This is a genomic window from Bradyrhizobium sp. Ai1a-2, assembly GCF_000426245.1.
Taxonomy (GTDB): Bacteria; Pseudomonadota; Alphaproteobacteria; order Rhizobiales; family Xanthobacteraceae; genus Bradyrhizobium.
This window is the reverse complement of sequence record NZ_AUEZ01000075.1, coordinates 22047-38987: the sequence shown is the minus strand read 5'-3', so window position 1 is coordinate 38987 and position 16941 is coordinate 22047. Positions and strand designations below refer to the sequence as shown.

Below are 16941 nucleotides of genomic sequence, written 5' to 3'. Positions count from 1 at the left end.
CCCCCGTGCTTTTTGTTGCACGGGACCCACGGGTGCAACCAGCACCCGGCTTTCCCTGCGCCCTCCGATTTCGAGGAGGGTGAAACGAGACGCAAACCTCGGACGCAAAGCGTCGCGAGAACGTAGACTCCTATCCGCTGTTTGAATCCGACGTAGGATGGGTAGAGCGCAGCGAAACCCATTACTCGCGCAGCTTGCTCCATCGTGATGGGTTTCGCTGCGCTCTACCCATCCTACGGAATTGCTGTTTGACATTTGAATCAGACCTCACCCCCGTCATTGCGAGCGGAGCGAAGCAATCCATTTCACCACTTGCGGAGGCATGGATTGCTTCGCTCCGCTCGCAATGACGGCAGAGAGAGCGCGCGACACAAGGCGGAAGCTGTAGGGTGGGCAAAGCGACTTCGGGTACCGCTGCTCGAACGAGCTCTGGCGGAAGCGTGCCCACCATCGCGAGCGGAGCGCTTGACGGTGGGCACGCTGTCGCTTTGCCCACCCTACCTGATCGAACTGGCCTACTCCGCCACTTCCACCTGGCGCGTGGTCGGGCCCGCGAGTGGCCGTTCTTCCATGATGGTGATGCACAGCGCAGCGGTTGCGAGCAGCACGGCGGCGGCGCCGAAGACGAAATGGAAGGCGGTGGTCATGTCGGCGACCGGGATCGAGCTCACCGCACCATGATGTTCGCCGGCGAGCGAGATGTCGGCGCCGAGCGCCATCAACAGGATCGCGGCGAACGCCGCGACCGTGAACGACGCCATCAGCGCGCGGAAGAAGTTCATCGCGCCGGTCACGGTGCCGACCTGCGAGCGCGCCACCGCGTTCTGCAGCGAGACCACGCTGACCGGAAACGTCGTGCCGAGGCCGAGCGCGAAGACCGACATCAGCATGAGCAGTCCCCACAGCGGCAGCGTGGTCATCGCCATCGCCACGCCGCAGAGGGCGGCGACCGAGGTGCCGACGATTGCCACACGCTTGTAATGCTTGGCACGCGCCATGGTCCGGCCGGCGATCGCTGCGCCACAGGTCGAGACCGCGGCAAGCGGGATCAGCGCCAGCCCGGCCTCGCTGGCGCTGAGGTGATAGACCACCTCGTAGTAGAGCGGCAGGTGCACCGTCAGCCCGACGATGGCGCCGAGTGCGCAACTGCCTGCGACGATCGCGAAAGGAACGACTGTTCCGCTCAGGAGCGACAGCGGCAGGAACGGCTCGTCCGCCCTGCCCGCGTGCCACACGAAGGCGGCGGCGAGCGCAAACGACGCACCGATCATCGCCATGATCACCGGCGACAGCCAGGCAAAATGGTTGCCGCCCCAGGTCAGCACCAGCATGAACACGACCGCGGAGGCCATCAGGAGGATGCCGCCAAGCCAGTCGACCTTGCGCCTGCGGTGGAACACCGGGATCTTGCCCATCTTCGGCAACAGCAGCGCCAGCGCTGCAAACGACAGCGGCAGGTTGATCCAGAAGATCATCGACCAGTGCAGATGCTCGGCAAACACGCCGCCGATCACCGGACCCGCGATGCCGCCGGCCATCCAGACGCTGCTGAAATAGGCCTGGTATTGCCCGCGCTCGCGCGGGCTGACCACGTCGGAGATCACGGTCTGCACGACAGGCATGATGCCGCCGCCGCCGAGCCCCTGCAGGCCGCGCGCCAGGATCAATATCGGCATGTTGGGGGCGATCGCGCACAGGATCGAGCCGACCACGAACAGGCTGAGAGAGGTGATGATCATGGCGCGGCGGCCATAGATGTCGCTCAAGGTGCCGAACACCGGCGCGACCGCGGTCGACGCCAGCAGATAGGCCGTGATCACCCATGACAGGTTGGAGACGTCGCCGAACTGGCGACCGATGGTCGGCAGCGCGGTCGCGACGATGGTCTGGTCGAGCGCCGCCAGGAACATCGTCAGCATCAGGCTGATGACGATGGTGCGGACTTCGTCCGGGGCAAGCGGAGCCGGCGGCGCCAGCGGCGGCGCGTCGGTCAGGTCGATCACCTCGGTCGGCAGGCGGGACAGCTCTTCGGCTACGTCTGCAGGCAATGCCTGTCGGTCGGCAGGTTCACTGCTCTGCCGTTCGAACTTGTTCATCTCAGGTGCAATTTCTCGCTGCGGCGCAACGCCACAATGGAATCGTTCTATGAATTCCAATGTAGGCAGCAAATTGCTGTTGAGGCAGGCGGCTCAGCGCATGGGTGCATTCCGGGGCCGCGTCATCGCGACGACGTGATTTGCGACGCGATTTCCTCCTTGGACGAGACGTTACGATTTCGGCCGGTTTTTCAGCCGCGCCCGCTTCGGCAGCAGCGCCGGCCACCGCACGATGTGGTCCTCAAGCTCGGCATCCGGGATCTCGTCCTCGGTTCCCTGTACCCGGCCGCGCACGGAGACGCCGGCCTCGTGGACGGTGTTCGGGTCGCCCGAAATCAGCGGATGCCACCAATAGAGATCGCGGCCCTCCGCGACCAGCCTGTAGCCGCAGCTTGGCGGCAGCCAATTGAGGCTACGGACGTTCTCGGGGGTCAGCCGGGCGCAGTCCGAAACCTTGTCGGACCGGTTCTGATAGTCCTTGCAGGTGCAGAGCCCGGCATCCAGCAGTTTGCAGGAGACGTGGGTGAAATAGATTTTCCCGGTGTCCTCGTCCTCGAGCTTCTCCAGGCAGCAGCGCCCGCAGCCGTCGCAGAGGCTTTCCCATTCGACATTGGACATTTGCTCCAATGTCTTGGTTTTCCAGAAGAATCCTTCCTGTTTCGAGGCGCGCTTGGGCGGTGCGGTCATGAAAATCTTAGAATCTGGTTTAAGTCGGATCGCCCCCCATCTAGGGGGCGCAGTGGCAGGCACGCAAGCCGGTCCATCCACGGGCAGCTGAACGAGTTCACAAACAGGTTCAGCCTGACATTAAAATCGCAAGCAGCACCATTGGTTTATAACCTCCGCTCAGATAGAAAAGTAAAAGTAATCGAGTCCTCCCAAGTGACGCGACAACGCCTTGGGTTTGCCGCAACATGGAACCAAGACGCTCGCGCGTGAGCACTTTCTAACCGAGCAAGGGCCCCGGTGCGCCAGATCCTACCGCCACAGTGGAAGAGCAGGCTCCGGAACTTCTTTCTGGACCTGGATGCGCGCATCGACTCCACGCTGTTCTCCTCCGGCAGGGGCTTGCGCGAGCTTTATGAGCGCTACTCCACCTTCATGGACAACTTCTATGTCGGCCGCTGGAAGCGCTGGGTGTTCATCGAGCCGCTGTCGGAGGCCGCCACCATGGGGCTCGGCGGCATGGTCGTGCTGCTGGCGCTCGCGATCCCGGCGTTCCGCGAAACCGCCGATGACGACTGGCTGAAGAAGTCCGACCTCGCGGTGAGCTTCCTCGACCGTTACGGCAATCCGATCGGCAGCCGCGGCATCAAGCATAACGACTCGATCCCGCTGGAAGACTTTCCCGACGTCCTGATCAAGGCCACGCTCGCCACCGAAGACCGCCGCTTCTACGACCATTTCGGCATCGACGTCGCCGGCACCGCACGTGCGCTCGTCACCAACGCGCAGGCCGGCGGCGTGCGCCAGGGCGGCTCCTCGATCACGCAGCAGCTTGCCAAGAACCTGTTCCTGAACAACGAGCGCACCATCGAGCGCAAGATCAAGGAAGCATTCCTGGCGATCTGGCTCGAGCACCGCCTCAGCAAGAACGAGATCCTCAAGCTCTATCTCGACCGCGCCTATATGGGCGGCGGCACCTTCGGCGTCGACGGCGCAGCGCATTTCTACTTCAACAAGTCGGCGCGCGACGTCAATCTGGCGGAAGCCGCGATGCTCGCCGGACTGTTCAAGGCCCCCACAAAATACGCGCCGCATATCAACCTGCCGGCTGCCCGCGCCCGCGCCAACGTCGTGCTCGACAACCTCGTCGATGCCGGCTTCATGACCGAGGGCCAGGTGTTCGGCGCCCGCCGCAATCCTGCGGTCGCGGTCGACCGGCGCGACGAGAATTCGCCGAACTACTATCTCGACTGGGCATTCGACGAGATGCGCAGGCTGGTCGACACCTTCCCGAAATCCTATACCGAACGCGTCTTCGTGGTCCGCACCGCGATCGACATGAACGTGCAGCGCGCCGCCGAGGAAGCGATCGAGAACCAGCTCCGCCAGTTCGGCCGCGACTATCACGCGACCCAGGCGGCGACCGTCGTGTCCGATCTCGACGGCGGCGTGCGCGCGATGGTCGGCGGCCGCGATTACGGCGCCAGCCAGTTCAACCGCGCCACCGACGCCTACCGGCAGCCCGGCTCGTCGTTCAAGCCCTATGTCTATACGACCGCGCTCCTGAACGGGTTCACGCCGAACTCGAAGATCGTCGACGGCCCCGTGTGCATCGGCAACTGGTGCCCGCAGAACTACGGCCATTCCTATTCCGGTTCGGTGACGTTGACGCAGGCGATCACGCGCTCGATCAACGTCGTGCCGGTGAAACTCTCGATCGCGCTCGGCGGCAAGGAAGGCCCCAGGGCTGGCCGTGCCAAGATCGTCGAAGTGGCGCGCCGTTTCGGCCTCAAGGCGCCGCTGCCGGATACGCCCTCGCTGCCGATCGGCTCCGACGAAGTCACGGTGGTCGAGCATGCGGTCGCCTATGCGACGTTCCCGAACAGGGGCCGGTCCGTCACGCCGCATTCGGTGCTGGAAGTCCGCACCGGCGCCGGCGACCTGGTCTGGCGCTGGGACCGCGACGGGCCGCAGCCGCGGCAGGCGATCCCGGCCTCCGTTGCCGCCGACATGGCGGGGATGATGAGCCACGTGGTGAGCGAAGGCACCGCGCGCCGCGCCGCGCTCGACGGCATTCCGACGGCCGGCAAGACCGGCACCACCAACGCGTATCGTGACGCCTGGTTCGTCGGTTACACCGGCAACTTCACCTGCGCGGTCTGGTACGGCAATGACGACTACTCGCCGACCAACCGCATGACAGGCGGCTCGCTGCCGGCGCAGACCTGGCACGACATCATGGTTGCCGCGCATCAGGGCGTCGAGGTCCGGGAAATTCCCGGCATCGGCATGGGCCAGAAGCTGCCCAAGGAGCCGGCGACGCAGGCGAACGCTGCCGCGAACGCCGCGCCCAAGATACTCGAGACCAAGCCCGGACCACCGCCGGTGCTGACCAAGCGCGGCGCCGACATCCTGGTGCGGGTCGAGAAAATGCTCGACGATGCGGCCAGGACCCTGGGCAAGACGTCGTCCAACGCGCCGGCGAAATCGGATAAACCATCGTCCAGCGCACTGGCCTTCCCCGAGAATTACGTCACGGCGGCCGGCGACCAGACGACGGCGCCTGCGCCGCGCAAGAACTAATGCCAGCGATCGCTTCGGAGCTGTAGCCCGTGCGGCTGATCCTCATCACCTTGCTCGCGCTGATAGTTGCTGCCGGGATTGGCCTCGGCTCGACCTATGTGGCCGCGACGCGCGGCACCAATATCGGCACGCTCAAGATCGGCGCCTGGACCGCGCGGCCGAGGAACGGCACCTCCGACATCGACCCCTACAACCGCGCGACCATCGCCCGCTCCGGCGAATTGCCTGTCGGCACCGGCGACGGCATCGCCTTCACCGCTGCCACCGACGACAAGAAGAAACCGCTCGACGGACGTTGCGACGTCGTCATCAGCGGCGTCACCCCGCCGGCGCGGTTCTGGACGCTGACGCTGTTCGACAGCAAGGGCCGTCTGGTGGCGAATTCGCTGCAGCGCTACGGCTTCACCAGCCAGGAGATCATCCGCGCCTCCGACGGTACCTTCGAGATCCGCATCGCCTCGCGCTCGCGGGCTGGCAACTGGCTGCCGACGGGCGGCATCGAGCGTTACGCGCTGATGCTGCGGCTCTACGACACGCCGGTCGGGGTGGCAACGCGGACCCAGCGCGACGCGCCGATGCCGGCGATTTCGACGGTGGGCTGCCCATGATCCGCCTCGCCTTCACGATCATCGCAGGCGTGCTGCTGGGCGGCGTGGTGCATCTCGTCAGCGTGCTGGCCCTGCCGCGGATCGCCTCCCAGGACGCTTATTCGCGGCTGACGCCGATCACACAGCTCAACGCGGTCACGCCGCTGCCGCCCGCAGCGCCCGGCAATTCGCTGATGCCGTTCATGGACCCGGCATTCGCGATGGCGATCTGCCGCTACGATCTCTCGACCGGGCCGATCAAGCTGACGGTGCCGGTGAGCCAGGCCTATACCTCGGTGTCGTTCTATACCCGCAACGAGCTCGCCTATTACGCCATCAACGACCGTTCCGCCGGCAAGAAGGTGATCGAGCTCGATCTGATGACCGAAGCGCAGCACAACGAGTTGCCGGAGGACGAGGACATCACCGCCGCCGACCGGCTGATCATCGATTCCCCGACCACGACCGGCCTGATCCTGCTGAAGGCGCTGGCGGCCGAGCCCGGCCTGATGCCGCAGGCACAGGCCTCGCTCGCAGCCGCAAGCTGCAAGGTGCAGAGCGAGCCGCCGGCGCCGAAGCAGGCCGAAATCCCGCTCCCCGCCCCTGCGCCCGCGGCCCGGCCTTCGAAACGCTAGCCCTTCACGACGGTGACGTGCCCGATCGCCGGCGGCTGCGCGGCGACCGGCGGATTGGCGGTCAGTACGGCGAGCTCGCCGATCAGGCGGTCGGCATCAGCCGCGACATTGTCGGGCGCCTGGATCACCAATCGCTCGAGCGCCCAGCGGTAGGACGAAATCCGCTGCTCCAGGCATTGCTGGACCCATTGCACGATCAGCGTGTTCTCTTCCATCCGCGCGATTGCATCGGCGCGCTCCGGCGGCGACAGGTCCGACACCATGCCGAGGCTGGCATTGCGCTTGCGGTCGAGCTCGATGACGCGCCAGGCAGTCGCAAAGAACGGCTCGAAGCGCGTGATGTCGTCGCGCACGTCGTCGATCAGTTGCATGTAGCGCGACGTGTGCGCGCGGTGCGGCTCGTCGATCAGCGCCCGTCCGTAAGCGGTGCGGTCGAACACCACCTTCTGCCGCCATGGCGAAGGCAGCGGCTGATAGTCGCCGAACACGCTCTTCCAGGCCGGCCGTGAATGCGGCGGCTCGATCAGGGGATAGGCGAGATCGCGCAGCTGGCGCTCTTGTTCGGTGAGCTGGAATTGCGAGGGCCTCATGCCGATGCTGCCGGTCGCTTCCGCGCCGAGCCAGCGGTGCATGTCGTCGTTGCGGAAGTCGGCGCGCGTGCGGCCGAAATCGCCGCCGCTGCAACCGCCGAGCGCCGCACCGATCAGCAGCAGCGCAAACACCGGGCGTGAGCGCCGGCTTCTGGTGCTCCGGCTCGGAAGACCCCCCTCCCGCATCTCAAACGTCCAATCGTCAGGTGCGCCGACGGCGACGGCGACGAGGCGCTGCACCTTCTGCCGGCCCGCGTCCACCGTCGCTCTGCTCGGTTACGCGCTCAATCCGGATAACGGGAAGGATCAGAACAGTCCCCATGCCATCGCTTGCAGCGCCACCCATGACTGCGCCCGGCCGCCGCGAAGCCGCATCCGCCGGAAACTCAATGATGGTGCCCATTTCTGTTCTCTCTACCTGCCGCGCGGCGGTGATTTGCCAGGCGACGTCCGGATTAAGAACCGCACGTGGTTAATGACCTCTTAATCGGGGCCGCCGGTCGGTTACTGATGTGGCGAGTGTGCCCTATTCGCCAGATCGCTTCCGTCAGATAGTTCACATTTTAACGGATGCCTTCACGGCTCGTTTTCCTTAACCGGCCCTTAAAGCCGCCGACATAGGCTGGCATCCGAACGTTTTGCGCATTTTCGAAAGTCGCGTACGCCTTCCCATGAGCGCAGCTCCAGTCATTCCAGGCCTCGACGGGCTCATGACCCTCTCTCGTCGCGAGGGCGTCGACATCCGTCCAACCCTGCTGCGCGTGCTCACCGACCTCTATGTGCAGGCGAAGGCTCATTCCGCCGATGAAGAGCGGCAGTTCGTCGAACTGGCTTCGCGCCTGATCGACCAGGTGGACGATGGGACGCGCGCGGCGGTGCGGGCGCGGCTTTCGGTCTATCCGGCGACGCCGGAGGAGCTTCTCGGCAGGCTTAGCCTGCGGCGCACCGACCCGGACCAGCCGTTGCCGCTCGCCGCGGAAATTCCGGCGCCGCCGTCTGCGCCACTATCGGTCACCCCTCCGACCGAGGCGCAGCTTCGCATGGCAGCGAGCCTTGCAATGCGGCCGAACGATGCTGCAGAGATCACCGACATGTTCTTTGCCGCGACGGCCAGCGAGCGGGTCCAGATCCTCGAGAACATCATGGAGACTCCGCTGAAGGCGTCGGCGCGGATTCCTGCGCCGCGCGCCGCGCGCGCCATCGAGATCCTGGAAATGGCGGCCTTCGCCGAAGACATCGAGAATTTCGCGCGCGAGGTCGGCGAAGCCCTGATCCTGCCATCGCGCATTGCCGAGCAGGTGGTGAATGATCCCAGCGGCGAGCCGCTGGCCTGCGCGGCAAGAGCGCTGAACATGCCGAGCCCGGTGTTCCAGCGGGTGCTGATGTTCCTCAATCCGGTGCTGGGTTCGTCGGTGCACTACGTGTTCCGCCTGTCGCGAATGTACGATCGGCTGAGCGAACGTACGGCGCTCATCATGCTGGCGGCGTGGCGCGGCTCGACCATGGCGGTCGCGCGCGCCAAGTATCGTCCCTCGCTCTATGATGACGAGCGCCATCGCGGGCGCTCCACATCCGCTGAGAGGCGCCCGACCGGTCAGCCGGCCGATGCGCCCGCGATCCGGTCGCAGAGTTCCGGACGCTAGAGCATTTCGGTTCTGATTGAATCAGAACCGAAGCTCTAGATTCTTGTTTTGACGCGTTTTCTACGCAGATAAGTCTACGCAATCTGCGTAAACTTGATTGCTATGCGAACCGGTGTCCACTTCGCTCGAAAACGCTCTAGGCCTTCGCCAGGTCCAGAAAGTGCCGCCCGGCCTTGTCCTCGGTCTCGACGACCCAGGCATCGGGATCGAAGCGGACTTCCTTGGCAAGCCGTTGCTCTACCGATGATTCCGGGACCGGCTCTTGCGTCATCGGTACGAAGATGCGGTCGAACGGCCGGCTGTCTTCATAGGCCGTCTGTGGCGCGGGCGTGTAAAGCATGGCGTTGCCGTCAAGCAGCGCCACCTTGACGAACACCGCCCCCGCCTCTTCCGCGCCGCGCCGGCGCACCGCACCGAACACGCCTTCCTTCTGGCAGCGCCGCAGATATGCGGACACCCAGATGCTTGATTTCAATCGCATTGAGGGATGATAAGCCAGCGCCGGCCGCGAAGCTACTCGATCGAGCGTCCGATCATCGCGGAGAGTTCGCGCACGACGCGGTCCGACATCTGGCCGGTCACCGGCAACTTGCGGTCACGCTCAAACTTGGCGATCGCGGCCTGGGTCTCGGAACCGATGGTGCCAGTCGGCTTGAGCTGGCCGTAGCCATATTCGGTGAGCGCGCGCTGGACCGCTGCGATGCGCTTCGATGTTGCACTCTGGGTGGTCTCGCCGCGCGTGGGGATCGGCGCCGGCGGCCGGACGACATTCGCCGGAGCCGGCGGCGCCGAAGTCGACTTCACGACGAGATTGGTCATCGGATCGGAAGTCCTGGAATCGGAAGTCTTGGAATCGGAAGCCTTGGTATCGGACGTCTTGGATTCCGACGCTCTCGGTTCCGCCCTTGGTTCGGCGGGCTTCACAGGCTCGGCGGGCTTCGCCTCCACAGGCTGGGATTCAACGGGACGCGCGGCAGCCTCGACCGGTCGCGGACGTGGCAGCGGGCTCGTGACGGCAGGCGCCGGCGGCGGCAACGTCACGACCGAGCCGAACATCGGCGATGGATGACGGCCGGCCTGCAGGAACAGCGCATTGGTAATGATGGCAATGACGGCGCCGACCGCGAGCACGCCGGCGACCGTATCCTTCGGACTATGCAGCAGCACGCGCATCAAGAGGCCGCGCTCTTCCTCGGCCTCGATCGCAACCGCCTGCGCGCCGCGGCGGCGGCGCGGCATCTCGTCATCATCGGCAACTTTCCTAGGCACTCTTCTTCACCTGCTGGGCTTGTTCCTGTAATCCGGATCGCAACGCGGGCTTCAGCGTCGCGATCTTGCCGGAAGGCTCCTGTACCGCCGGCGGCGCAAACGAGAGCGGCAGCGTCACAGTCACGGTGGTGCCTTCGCCAAGCTTGCTCTCTACACTCATCTCGCCCTGGTGCAAGCCGACCAGGCCCTTCACGATCGACAGTCCAAGTCCGGTGCCCTCATGGCGGCGCTGATAGGTCTTGCCGGCCTGGAAGAAGGGATCGCCGATCCGTTTGAGATCGTCGGCATCGATGCCGACGCCGGTATCGGTGACATCAAGTATCAGCCGTGATCCCTCGACCGCGGCCGACACCGTGACGCTGCCGCCGCGCTCGGTGAACTTGATGGCGTTTGATACGAGATTGAGCGTGATCTGCTTGAAGGCGCGCGGATCGCCATTCATGACAGGCAGATCCTCCGGCGCGCGGGTGATCAAGTCAACGCCGCTCTCCCGCGCCTTCAGCGCCAGCAGGTTGCAGCAATTGAGCAGCGCCGGGCGCGGCGCGAACGGCTCGGGCGCGATTTCGAAGGTGCCCGTTTCCATCTTGGACATGTCGAGGATGCCGTTCACCACCGACAACAGGTGCTGGCCGGAATCACGAATGAGCTGCGCATACTCCTTGCGGCGCGCCGCATCGAGCATCAGCACATCTTCTTGCGCGATCATGTCGGAGAAACCGATGATGGCATTCAGCGGCGTGCGCAATTCGTGGCTCATGGTGGCGAGGAACCGCGTCTTCGACGCGTCCGCCTGCTCGGCGGCGTTGCGCGCCTGCTCCAGCGCCTCCTGCTGCATCTTGCGATCGGTGACGTCGCGAATCACGGCGACAACTTCGCCCTCGCCTGCGACCTGATCGAGCGGCCGGCAACGCATCTCGACCCAGATGAAATCGGCCGACTGCACCAGACCGCGCGGCACTTCCCGCCGCAGGCGGAATTCGACGCTGCGTCCCTCGCCGCCCCGCGCTGCGTCCGACAGTGCGGTGAGATAGGCCGGGCGATCGGCGACATGGACGCGATCGAACAGGCCGTGCCCCGTCAGGCGCGGCGCCGGCACGCCGAGCATCGCTTCCGCCGCCGGCGAGATGAATTGCACCGCCCCGTTGCGGCTGTGGCGCGACAGCACATCGCTCATATTGTGCGCGAGCAGACGGTAGCGTTCTTCCTCGCGATAGAACAACGCCACGCTGGTGCGCGCGAGCGACTCGGCGCCGAAGGCGAGGCCGGCGGCATAGAGCGTCGCTGAAACGACGCCGAAACCGATCAAGGAGCCCTGCAATGGCGCGCTCAGATCTGACGATGGCAGCAGGTGGAAATGGCCAAGCACGATCAAGGCCGCCGCGCACGACATCGCCAGCGCAAAGGCGAATGCCACCACGCGGCGCGACGCCGACAGCGCCGCCTCGATCGGAACGACGATGAGCCAGACCGCGGCAAAGGACGTGATCCCGCCGGTGGCCGCCGCCACAATCATGACGAAGCCGGCAAGCGCCAGCGACGACAGCACATGCGCGCCTTCATAGCGGCCGGTGCGCGATAGGAACCAGGACAACAGGATCGGCGCGATCAACCAGGCGAAAGCCGCGACCTCGATCGCGCTCGGCGCGCCGCGCAGCGCGAGATAGACCGGAAACGCAGCAAACGCCGCCAGGCTGCCGAGCAGACGCGGCGCCATGAAGGCGCGATGCCGCGCCCGCGTCAACGCGTCATATCTCGCCGACGGATGCAGCAGGGCATCGAGACAATCGCGGATAATACTCAAAACACTCACGGCTCTCGCGCTTTCCGATCCTGCGTCAAAGACGCGTCGGAACGCCCCCTTCATCTTGGACTCACCGTGTCAGAGTGAACTTAAGCGAACGCTAAGGCACCGTGCCTGGCCGCCAGACTCTGTGCCTTCGCGCAGCTTTTGCACATCACAACGGGCGCATTTAACGCGGATGGTGAACGTGAGGTTTCCGCAATCGATAATCTTATGGTTTCGAAATGGTGGACGAGCCGGGCTCGCGCATCTTGCCGCAGCTCGCCGGCATCAATCGAAAATTTACACCGAATCCGGACGCCCGCGGATTTGAACGCGCATTTTCCGCGAATTTTCGACGATTTAACTTCAAGGCAAACACTTGCGTTTTATTGACCGCTGCTAGTCACGTGCGAATTGCGGATCAACCGCAAACGAAGATGACGGGGTCGCGAGATGTTTTTCCTGCTGCGTATGGCATTCTGGCTCGGGCTCGTGCTCGTGCTGCTGCCTAGGGACAAAACACCTGAAACGGACAAGCTGCCGCAGATCGGCGCCGCCGAAGCCGTGCAGGCGGCGACCGCTGCTGTCAGCGATATGAGCCAGTTCTGCAAGCGCCAGCCCGCGGCCTGCGAGGTCGGCGGCCAGGCGGCGACCGCGATCGGTCAGCGCGCCACCGATGGTGCAAGGAAAATCTATCAGATCATCACCGACAAGAAGCCGCCGGACCACACCGGCTCGATCGGCTCGCCTGAAGATTTCGAGGTCTCCCTGGTGGCGTCCCGCGACACCCTGACGGCCGACGACCAGGCCATCGAATGGCGGCCGCCAGCCGCGCCGTGACTGCAAAATAAGCCGGAACCGGCTGCATTTTCATCGCATTCGGCCGCCCGCGCCCCTATATAACGGGTTGGAGCGATGGGACGCGGGTAACGATGACGATCGACGAAATCAGGGAGAACTTTTCGCTGCTCGACGAGTGGGACGACCGGTACCGGTACGTCATCGAACTCGGCCGCACCCTTGCGCCGATGCCGGAGGAAGAACACTCCACGGCCAACAAGGTGCAGGGCTGCGTGAGTCAGGTCTGGCTCTCCAGGAAGATCGACCGCGCCGGCAATGGTGCGCCGCGGCTGCATTATCTCGGCGACAGCGACGCGCATATCGTGCGCGGGCTGATCGCGATCCTGCTCACGCTTTATTCGGACCGCACGCCCAAGGAAATCCTGGCGACGGACGCGGCCGCGATCTTCGATGAGTTCGGGTTCCGCGAGCACCTGACGCCGCAGCGCTCCAACGGGGTGCGCTCGATGATCGAGCGTATCCGCTCGGACGCCCGCGAGACGCTCGCGACCGCCGCTTCCTAGACCATTTCGGTTCGTCCATTTCGCTCGAAAACGCACGCTTGAAGATGCTGCGCTACTTCCGCTTCCGCTGCTGCTGGCCGAGGCCCATCTTCTTGGCAAGCTGTGAGCGCGCTACCGCATAGTTCGGCGCGACCATCGGATAGTCAGCCGGCAGGCCCCATTTCTCCCGATATTGTTCCGGCGTCATGCTGTACTGCGTGCGCAGGTGTCGCTTCAGCGACTTGAATCGCTTGCCGTCTTCCAGGCAGACCAAATATTCAGGAGTAACCGACTTCTTCACGGACACCGCGGGCTTGGCCTGCTCGAGCGGCGCCTCGATCCGTCCGCTGGCGACCCGCATCAAGGCGGCGTGAACCTGGCTGATCAGGTTGGGGATCTCCGAGGCCTGGGTCGGATTGTTGCTGAGATAGGCCGATACGATGTTGGCGGTCAGTTCGACAGGGCTTTTGCCGGTGTCATCGGTCATCGCGCAACCTTTTCTTCAAGGCTCCGACAGGGAAAGGGGCTGGACGGGCACACAGTATCGGGCCACGCCAATACATCAGCGGAGTCCCGCATTACTTACCAAATATGGGCGGACTGCCAAGAATCCAGCAAGAACTACGCCGCTTTATTTTTCAAGACGGCGCGATTGCAAGTATTTCCCGGTCTATGACGAACGCTGGTCGAGATGCGCCCGCAGCTCGTCGATGGACGCGAAACGCATCATGCCTTCCGGCATCTGCGCCTCGATCGAGCCGTCGGAATAGAGCGAATAGGCCATGCCGTCGACGACGCCCGATTTCAGCACCGTCACTGGCGGCTGCTCCTGCGGCTGCGGAGGACGACGATCGGCCGCCGGCGTGCTGGGGCCCTCGCCTGGGGTCAAGGGCGTGCGCGGCGCGCGGCGCGGTGGAGGGTCGGAAGGTCGTTGCCGCTCCGACCTCGGCCAAGTGTCATCGAAGTTCACCTGCGGCTCGCCCGATTCGGCGGCCGGCGGCGAATTCGGACGCAGCTCCGGCGACAACTTGTCGGGGCTCAAAGGTTCGCTCGCGCGCGGCAGCGTCCGATCGCGCTCCTTGCGCGTGGAGGAGAACATCAAGTTGCGCCGCTGGGGCGCCGCCGGAGCATCCTCCGACGGTTCCGCGCCTGGCGGCACTTCGCTGCGGGTGCGGTCGCGCGCGGCGGCCTCGTGATACCATGGCGGCGTTGCACCGGCCGCCGTTGCGGTCGACTCGGCTCCCCCAGAACCCGCTGCTGCGGCTGGACCGCGCCTGAACGGAAAGCCCCCCTCGGACGCAGCCGCGGCACGCGGCGCAACCGGCGCGGCCGGCGGCAGCGTAAATTCGCGGTGGGGCTCATCGCCGTGGGGCTCTTCAGGCATCTCGGCGCTCAAGCGCCGGGCGAGATTTCGCAGCTCCCGGACATTGAGCCAAAGACCGAACATGATCAGGCCGGTGCAGAAACCGAATACACCGGAAAGAATCAGCGTGCTGCCGACGCTGAATTCCTTGTATTGAATGCCATAGCCGATCGCCAGCAGGCCTGCCAAAAGCAGGCCTAAACCCGCGACCAACATCCCGACCATCATCGAACTCACCCCCGAAAACCGCGCTGAACTGATGCGCCGGCCCCCTATGCCACGATACCGTCATATTATGTGCATCGCCAACCAACAATTCCGGAGACGGTTCCTATCCGGATCTTGAAGGGCAACATTACCGCTCCATTCGCCCCTCGAGGCGGTAGATCGACAATGCGTCCCCCGTAAATTTACCGGCTACGAATTGATGCCAAATTGCTGCGATGCATCAGTAAATTACGCCACAATTCCCAATTACTCGTTAGTGGAACTGCGCTATATGGATGCCGGGGAATGAGGCCCTAAAGCGCCAGCAGGGCCGAGGGACGCCGGGTCACCAGTAGCCATGTCATCCATTACTACTTCTGCCATCGAAACGCCCGCGCGGCGCTCGGTGGAAAAGACCTGCGATGATCTCGCGATCATCGTGCTGAGCGCGGTCGCCCTGATCGCGGGACTCACGTTCCGTGATTACGGGCTGGGCTGGGACGACTACACCCACGCCGAATACGCCGACCTCCTGCTGCGCATGTACGGTTCCGGTTTCAAGGACACCGGCGCGCTCTCATTCGCCAATCTCTACATGTATGGCGGCGGCTTCGACATGGCCGCGGCACTCCTGCACAAGGTCATCCCGCTCGAACTGTTCGAGACCCGCCGGCTGCTCGGCGCCGTTGTTGGCGTGATCGGGCTCGCGGTCACCTGGCGGCTCGGCCGCCGCCTGGGTGGCCCCCTGGCCGGCCTTGCCGCGCTGCTGTTGCTTGCGCTGTGCCCGACCTTCTACGGCCACATGTTCATGAACCCGAAGGACGCGCCATTCGCGGTGGCAATGGCGATCTTGCTGATGGGCCTTGTGCGCCTCGCCGAGGAATATCCGGCGCCCTCGCCGCGCACCATCCTGATCGTCGGGTTTGGCGCCGGGCTTTCGCTCGGCTGCCGGGTGCTCGGCGGTCTGGCGTTGATCTACGCCGCGGTGGGCTTCCTGCCGCTGCTGCTTGAAGAATTCCGCAAGCAAGGCGCGCGCGAAGCGGCGTATCGCTTCGTCCATGTGGTCTACGTGCTTCTGCCAGGGCTGATCTTCGGCTATCTGGTGATGGGCCTGATCTGGCCGTGGTCGATCATGGAACCGGGCCACCCGCTCGAAGCCGTCACCTATTTCTCGCACTTCTTCGAAAAGCCGTGGAAGGAGATGTTCGACGGCGCGCTGGTCTCGGTGCCGGACATGCCGTGGTCCTATCTGCCGACGCTGTTCGCGCTGCAGCTTCCCGAAGTGCTGCTCGGCCTCCTGGTCGCAGCTGTCGTCATGAGCCTGATGTCGCTGTCGCGCGCCGACGTGACTGCGCGGCGCAAGACCGTCCTGCTGATGCTGACGCTCGCGGCAACGCTGCCGCTGGTCGTCGCGATGGTGAAGCGGCCGGCGCTCTATAACGGCATTCGCCATTTCATTTTCGTGATCCCGCCGATGGCGGTGCTGGCTGGCTTTGCCTTCGCGCGGACCATGGACTGGCTCGGCGAAAAGCGGCGAAGCTGGCAGCCGGTGGCACTCGCCGTCTTCACCTTCGGCCTGCTGCTGCCGCTCAGCGAGATGATCCGGCTGCATCCGTATCAATATACCCACTTCAATCACATTGCCGGTACGGTCCGCGGAGCCGACGACCTGTTCATGCTCGACTACTGGGGTCTGGCCCTGAAGCAGGCCTCCGATGGCCTGCGCGAGCAATTGATCGAGCGGCAGGAAATTCCGCCGCAGAACGGCAAGTGGAAGGTCGCCGTCTGTGGCCCGCAGCGGCCGGCGCAGGTCGCGCTCGGCCCCGACTTCACCATCGGCTGGGACAGCCAGTCCGCGGATTTCGCCATGACGCTCGGCGAGTTCTACTGCAAGGGCCTCACCGCTCCCGTGATGGTCGAAATCAAGCGCGACGACGTCGTCTTCGCCCGCGTCTACGACATCCGCGGCCGCAGCATCTCGAGCCTGCTGGCAATCCCCGCCCCTTAGATCATGATCCGCTTGGACGGATCATGATCTCACCTCTTTGTCTGAGCATGATCTCCGCGCAAACGCTATGCGTTTGTCGCAGGGAAAACCGGTTTCCACTTTTCCGGATCATGCTCTAGCTTTCCGCTCAGCATCGCATATCAGGCACACCGGACTCGCCTTGCTGCC

The 16941-nt window shown here is 64.5% G+C and carries 16 protein-coding genes; 7 read left to right on the top strand and 9 right to left on the bottom strand.

Annotated features, from left to right (window positions below; genetic code table 11):
* Positions 1-515: 515 nt before the first annotated feature.
* Both K288_RS0133995 and K288_RS0133990 read right to left on the bottom strand, forming a co-directional pair.
* Positions 516-2096: an MDR family MFS transporter gene (locus tag K288_RS0133995; RefSeq protein ID WP_027583560.1), complete on the bottom strand. Its 1581-nt coding sequence runs from the start codon at positions 2094-2096 to the stop codon at positions 516-518.
* A gap of 171 nt (positions 2097-2267) precedes the next feature.
* A complete protein-coding gene (locus K288_RS0133990; RefSeq protein ID WP_027583559.1) occupies positions 2268-2783 on the bottom strand; it encodes a YcgN family cysteine cluster protein in 516 nt (171 codons plus the stop codon).
* A 279-nt stretch (positions 2784-3062) separates the two neighbouring features.
* On the opposite strand from K288_RS0133990, the gene K288_RS0133985 reads away from it, so the two are divergent.
* The 3 genes from K288_RS0133985 to K288_RS0133975 are packed head-to-tail and all read left to right on the top strand — an operon-like array spanning position 3063 to position 6567.
* Positions 3063-5345 (top strand): PBP1A family penicillin-binding protein, encoded by a 2283-nt coding sequence (locus K288_RS0133985; RefSeq protein WP_027583558.1) that lies wholly within the window; start codon positions 3063-3065, stop codon positions 5343-5345.
* 29 nt (positions 5346-5374) lie between these two features.
* The gene (locus K288_RS0133980; RefSeq protein ID WP_027583557.1) at positions 5375-5953 is read left to right on the top strand and encodes a DUF1214 domain-containing protein; all 579 of its coding nucleotides are present in this window, start codon (positions 5375-5377) and stop codon (positions 5951-5953) included.
* Positions 5950-6567: a DUF1254 domain-containing protein gene (locus tag K288_RS0133975; RefSeq protein WP_027583556.1), complete on the top strand. Its 618-nt coding sequence runs from the start codon at positions 5950-5952 to the stop codon at positions 6565-6567. Before K288_RS0133980 ends, K288_RS0133975 begins: the two co-directional genes overlap by 4 nt.
* Here the strand turns inward: K288_RS0133975 and K288_RS0133970 are convergent.
* Positions 6564-7343 carry a hypothetical protein gene (locus K288_RS0133970; RefSeq protein WP_043161440.1) on the bottom strand — a complete coding sequence of 260 codons (780 nt, stop codon included), beginning with the start codon at positions 7341-7343 and terminating at the stop codon, positions 6564-6566. The two genes, K288_RS0133975 and K288_RS0133970, sit on opposite strands and share 4 nt — an antisense overlap.
* Positions 7344-7359: 16 nt before the next feature.
* The gene (locus K288_RS55045; RefSeq protein ID WP_084799927.1) at positions 7360-7560 is read right to left on the bottom strand and encodes a hypothetical protein; all 201 of its coding nucleotides are present in this window, start codon (positions 7558-7560) and stop codon (positions 7360-7362) included.
* Between the two features lie 307 nt (positions 7561-7867).
* On the opposite strand from K288_RS55045, the gene K288_RS0133965 reads away from it, so the two are divergent.
* Positions 7868-8800, top strand: a complete 933-nt coding sequence (locus tag K288_RS0133965; protein WP_084799925.1) for a DUF2336 domain-containing protein — start codon at positions 7868-7870, stop codon at positions 8798-8800.
* A 136-nt stretch (positions 8801-8936) separates the two neighbouring features.
* Here K288_RS0133965 and K288_RS0133960 read toward each other — a convergent pair whose 3' ends face one another.
* The 3 genes from K288_RS0133960 to K288_RS0133950 are packed head-to-tail and all read right to left on the bottom strand — an operon-like array spanning position 8937 to position 11879.
* Positions 8937-9281: a DUF1491 family protein gene (locus tag K288_RS0133960; RefSeq protein ID WP_027583553.1), complete on the bottom strand. Its 345-nt coding sequence runs from the start codon at positions 9279-9281 to the stop codon at positions 8937-8939.
* A 32-nt stretch (positions 9282-9313) separates the two neighbouring features.
* Complete coding sequence (locus tag K288_RS0133955) at positions 9314-10069, bottom strand: peptidoglycan-binding domain-containing protein (protein ID WP_027583552.1); 756 nt, start codon at positions 10067-10069, stop codon at positions 9314-9316.
* Positions 10062-11879 (bottom strand): ATP-binding protein, encoded by a 1818-nt coding sequence (locus K288_RS0133950; RefSeq protein ID WP_043161438.1) that lies wholly within the window; start codon positions 11877-11879, stop codon positions 10062-10064. Before K288_RS0133950 ends, K288_RS0133955 begins: the two co-directional genes overlap by 8 nt.
* Positions 11880-12305: 426 nt before the next feature.
* Between K288_RS0133950 and K288_RS0133945 the strand changes: the two genes are divergently transcribed.
* Both K288_RS0133945 and K288_RS0133940 read left to right on the top strand, forming a co-directional pair.
* Entirely contained in the window at positions 12306-12692 is a 387-nt protein-coding gene (locus K288_RS0133945; protein ID WP_027583550.1) for a DUF5330 domain-containing protein, read from the top strand.
* A 92-nt stretch (positions 12693-12784) separates the two neighbouring features.
* Positions 12785-13216, top strand: coding sequence for a SufE family protein (locus tag K288_RS0133940; RefSeq protein ID WP_027583549.1), 432 nt, complete (start codon positions 12785-12787; stop codon positions 13214-13216).
* Between the two features lie 52 nt (positions 13217-13268).
* Here the strand turns inward: K288_RS0133940 and K288_RS0133935 are convergent, their stop codons facing one another.
* Positions 13269-13682: a MucR family transcriptional regulator gene (locus K288_RS0133935; RefSeq protein ID WP_027583548.1), complete on the bottom strand. Its 414-nt coding sequence runs from the start codon at positions 13680-13682 to the stop codon at positions 13269-13271.
* Between the two features lie 183 nt (positions 13683-13865).
* A complete protein-coding gene (locus tag K288_RS0133930; RefSeq protein WP_343209109.1) occupies positions 13866-14783 on the bottom strand; it encodes a DUF308 domain-containing protein in 918 nt (305 codons plus the stop codon).
* Between the two features lie 340 nt (positions 14784-15123).
* Between K288_RS0133930 and K288_RS0133925 the strand changes: the two genes are divergently transcribed.
* Positions 15124-16773 carry a glycosyltransferase family 39 protein gene (locus K288_RS0133925; protein ID WP_027583546.1) on the top strand — a complete coding sequence of 550 codons (1650 nt, stop codon included), beginning with the start codon at positions 15124-15126 and terminating at the stop codon, positions 16771-16773.
* The last annotated feature ends 168 nt before the right edge of the window (positions 16774-16941 follow it).